This is a genomic window from Georgenia daeguensis, from assembly GCF_039537705.1.
GTDB lineage: Bacteria > Actinomycetota > Actinomycetes > Actinomycetales > Actinomycetaceae > Georgenia > Georgenia daeguensis.
In genome coordinates, this window is the sequence record NZ_BAABBA010000059.1 from 1 (window position 1) to 3826 (window position 3826).

Annotated in this window: 5 protein-coding genes; all 5 read right to left on the minus strand. The window is 70.1% G+C overall.

Annotated elements, in window-relative coordinates:
- Positions 1-487, minus strand: a 487-nt coding sequence (locus ABD774_RS21270) for an SCO6880 family protein (RefSeq protein ID WP_345045711.1), incomplete at its 3' end; no start/stop codon positions are given.
- Positions 474-2078, minus strand: coding sequence for a TrbL/VirB6 family protein (locus tag ABD774_RS21275; protein WP_345045713.1), 1605 nt, complete (start codon positions 2076-2078; stop codon positions 474-476). The genes ABD774_RS21270 and ABD774_RS21275, both read right to left, overlap by 14 nt.
- A gap of 3 nt (positions 2079-2081) precedes the next feature.
- Positions 2082-2828: a DUF8175 domain-containg protein gene (locus ABD774_RS21280; RefSeq protein ID WP_345045716.1), complete on the minus strand. Its 747-nt coding sequence runs from the start codon at positions 2826-2828 to the stop codon at positions 2082-2084.
- A 26-nt stretch (positions 2829-2854) separates the two neighbouring features.
- Complete coding sequence (locus tag ABD774_RS21285; RefSeq protein ID WP_345045706.1) at positions 2855-3139, minus strand: hypothetical protein; 285 nt, start codon at positions 3137-3139, stop codon at positions 2855-2857.
- A gap of 13 nt (positions 3140-3152) precedes the next feature.
- Complete coding sequence (locus tag ABD774_RS21290; protein WP_345045718.1) at positions 3153-3761, minus strand: DUF6668 family protein; 609 nt, start codon at positions 3759-3761, stop codon at positions 3153-3155.
- Positions 3762-3826: the final 65 nt, after the last annotated feature.

Consider the following 3826-nt stretch of genomic DNA (forward strand, 5'->3'; position numbering starts at 1 on the left):
CCTGATCGACCAGCGCCGAGCCGTCCGGCTCGGTGCCCAGCACCACGGAGTAGTGGCCGGTCGCCGGGGTGTAGAGCAGCGCGAACCGACGCCCGTAGGAGTCGGAGTGCTCGGACAGGCGCGTCGCCGCCGCCAGGCCCGGCAGCTGGAAGGTGCCCCACAGGGCCCGGCCGGTCGGGCCGGAGGAGTACAGGTGCGCGCCGCGAGACCTCGCCGCCCACCAGCCCGTCCTCGCGCCGATGCGCGAGAGCAGGTTTCGGCCGTGCCGGTCCTTCGCCAGCAGAAGCAGCAGGACCAGGCCCAGGATCGTGCCCAGGGTGACCGCCTGCCACAGACCGGCCACCATCACCGTGATGACGACCAGCACCAGGCCGGCGATCAGCACGCCCGTGCCGATGGAGCCGAGCCCCATCAGGCCCGGCGACGTCGGCCGCCGCCAGTTGCCGTACGTGCGCCGCGCGGTGCGCGTTTCCTCAATTACTGCCACTCGGACCATCCCCCGTTACCTGGTCTGCGGTGTTCTTCGCGGCCGAGCTCGCGGCCTGCCCTGCCTGCAGGCCGGCCGCCAGGGCGGCGCCAGCCGGTCCAGCTGCAGCAGCTCCCGCACCTGTCGCGGCGGTACCGCCTGCGGCGGCACCGGTGGCCGCCCCGCCGCCCGCCGAGGCGGCCTGTGCACCTCCGGCGGATGGGGCACCCGTGGGAGCCGGGGCGCTGCCCTTGCTCCCGCCCTGACCGGCGCCCGAGGGGCTCGAGGTTGCCGTGCTCGTCGACGTGTTCGTGTTGTGGCTCGAGCTCTGCGGCGCCGCGTTAGACGCCGTCGCAGCACCGCCGCCGCCCGCGCCGGTCGCCAGGCGGCCGACGGCCGCGGCGCCGGTCGGGATGGCCGCCATCGTCCCGGCCGCGACAGCCGCGCCCCCGCCGCCGGCGGCGAGGGAACTGACCATCGGCGTCACGAACCGCATCAGCGCCGGCATGGCGAACAGCGCCAGGACCATCAGCATCAGGCCCGTGACCACCGCGAGGATGCCGGAGCCGTCGTCGGCGAAGACGTCGGTCCCCGTGAGCTGGAACGCGGCCGCGTACACCACCGCCGCAGCCGGTTTGTAGAGGATGAACGCGACCAGCCAGCCGATGCACTTCTTGAACCAGCTCCGGCCCATCTCCGTGTTCGTGAAGGAGGCCGCCAGCGGAAGGATGCCGGCGAGGATCACCAGCATCCCGCTGCGCGCGACCATCAGGACGATCTGCACCACCGAGGCCAGGATCGCGATCAGGCCGAAGATGATCACCAGGACCGAGCCGAGGGACACCTGACCCGGCACGCCGGCGGCGCCAAGACCGAGAAGTGCGCCGACGTTCTCCTCGAAGCACGCCCCGTCCGCCGCGGTCACGTCGCAGGCGAGCGAGTTGTTGATGACCCAGACCGAGAAGCGGTCAGCCGCGGTCACGAGCAGCGCGACCACCGTGACGCCGGCACCACCCACGACCGCCAGGGTGAGGAGGCTGCGCAGCAGGTCCTTGCCGGGCTCGGCACGGCTCTCCCAGAACATGCGAGCCCCGCCCACGACGACGGACAGGGCGGCCGCGATGAGCATGTACGGCCAGAGCGAGGACTGAAGAAACGCGACCGTCCCGGAGACACCAACCGGGCCGTTCGGCAGGAGCGCCGAGACGATCGAGCCGGCACCGCCGACGAGAGCGACGCCGCCGAGGATCAGGCCGACCTTTCCCATGCTCGCGATGCCCTCGCCCGTCCTGATCCGTGTCGCGATCAGCGCACCGAGGATCATCAAAGCGATGATCGCCACCGCCAACGAGACCCAGGTGACGTACCCCAGCACCGTCGTCAGCTCCCTGACCCCAGGAGCAGACGCGCCGTCCACCGAGGATGCGCCACCGGTATCCGTCAGATTCGGCGTCCCGACGTTCACCCACAACGTGCCCAGCGACGCGATGACCGACGCGAACGCCTCCAGCACCTGGTTCGCCAGGTTGTCCGTCGCATCCCCGATAACGGAACCGGCGACCTTGCCCGTGTGGCACAGGACGTCAAGACCGCAGCTCTCACCGGTCGCCATCGCTCAGACTCCCGACCAGAGGATGTAGCCGGTGAGGTCAGGAATCTGACCTATCGGACTTGAGGGCTGACCATCGTCGCCGACCTTGAACTTCCAATCGCCATCGAGCCACACGAGTTGGAGTGGGAAAGAGATAAGCGCGTCGTTGGATCCGCGGAACGCGACGTCGACGAGTGCGCTGTCACTTTCGTAAGACGACACGCGGAAGCCGGCGATCTGCGTGGAAACCTGCCCATCGCCGCCCGTGGAGGACGCCTGAGAAACCGCGGCCTCTCGACCTGGCCCTGGAGCGATGAAGTGCTCAGCCATCTCCTCGGACAAGGTCGGATCTGCCCCCATCACGGCGATGTTGGCAGCCGCCAGCAGGGCTCCAGCCGGAGTCTGAGAAAAGCAGTAGCGGAAGCCGTTCTCTTCGATGACCCCGGGACCGTGCTGCTCCGAGACGGGAGCTGCGATCCTTCCGACGAGCTCCCATTCCGTGTCGGGTGCGGCGGTGAGAGCGCCCTCGAGCTCGACGGGCTCGAGGCCACAGACGCTTTCGCCGCCCTGTGCCGACGGTGACTCGGTCGGGGCGGCGGTGGCTGTGGGTGCGGAGCTGGTCGGTGCGGTGGTCGGGTCCGGATCGTCAGGTTCTGCCACGGCCCGGTAGCCCAGGACGGCCGCGAGGATCACCACCAGTGCAACGACTATCGCCGCTGCCACGAAGCCGGGCCGGGTGTACGGGTTCTGTTCGGTGTCATCGCTCGCCATGAAGGAATCCCCCTGTCTGTGCTGGGTCAGGCGGTCATCAGGAAGCCGACGAGGGAGCCGGCTGCGCTGATGACGATCACGCCGCCCAGGGCCATGCCGATCTTCCCCGCGTGCTCGCCGCCCTCGCCGCGGCGGGACTGGATCGCCATCAGAGCGCCGGCGACCATCAGGCCGACGATGCAGATGGCCAGGGCGAGCCACTTGACCCAGCCCATGATCGAGGTGAAGCCCTCGGTGCCCGGGGGCTGGATCGGGTCAGGGTTGGGCAGCGCGACCGCGGCCTCCGCGAGCAGCATGGTCATGGTTCCCATCAGGGTCTTCCTCTCAGTTGGTGGTGCCCTCAGCACCGGCTTGAAGGAGTGCGCGCAGGTCCTCGACCAGCTTTCGCACCTCGCGCGGGGCGGTCTCCAGCAAGACGTCCTCGCCCAGACGCCAGGACTCGACCCACGGCACGTGCCACACACGGGGCACACCGCCACCGACGACCTTGATCAAGTCACGGATCGGGCGCGGGAGCCGCCCGGGGGCGTCGGCGATGACGACCAGGCCCAGGACGGTGACGTGCGGGACGATCCCCGAGGCCCACTGCGTCGCGGCGATCTGCGCCGCGCGCAGGCCGCGCACGCTGGAGCGCGCGAGCAGGACCGTGCGGGCCGGTGCCTGGCTGTTCACCACCAGAGGCCAGGCGCGGTCCGCGGCGCGCCACCCGGGAACGAGCTCGGACAGGGTGGACTCCCCCGCTCCCCCGTGGGTGCCGAGCCACCAAAGTGGAGCGGCGGCCGCGTGCTCTAGGGACGGCAGCTGGTCGACGCGATCGGGAACCGGGATGCCAGGCTGCGGTGCTGTCGCACCGGTGCTGGACGGTAGGGACGCCGGCGGTTGCGGTGGCGCCTCTACGACCTCAGGCTGCGGAAGCCACGGGTTGCTGGTCATCGATCCCCCCAGGATTCGGACCAATGGTGACCTAGACCACCGACATGGTGTGAGATGTGCCCGTA

Bases quoted from the DNA above. Each gene is read 5' to 3' on its own strand.
- ABD774_RS21275 (WP_345045713.1), bottom strand. From the start codon at position 2,078: ATGGCGACCGGTGAGAGCTGCGGTCTTGACGTCCTGTGCCACACGGGC.
- ABD774_RS21280 (WP_345045716.1), bottom strand. From the start codon at position 2,828: ATGGCGAGCGATGACACCGAACAGAACCCGTACACCCGGCCCGGCTTC.
- ABD774_RS21285 (WP_345045706.1), bottom strand. From the start codon at position 3,139: ATGGGAACCATGACCATGCTGCTCGCGGAGGCCGCGGTCGCGCTGCCC.
- ABD774_RS21290 (WP_345045718.1), bottom strand. From the start codon at position 3,761: ATGACCAGCAACCCGTGGCTTCCGCAGCCTGAGGTCGTAGAGGCGCCA.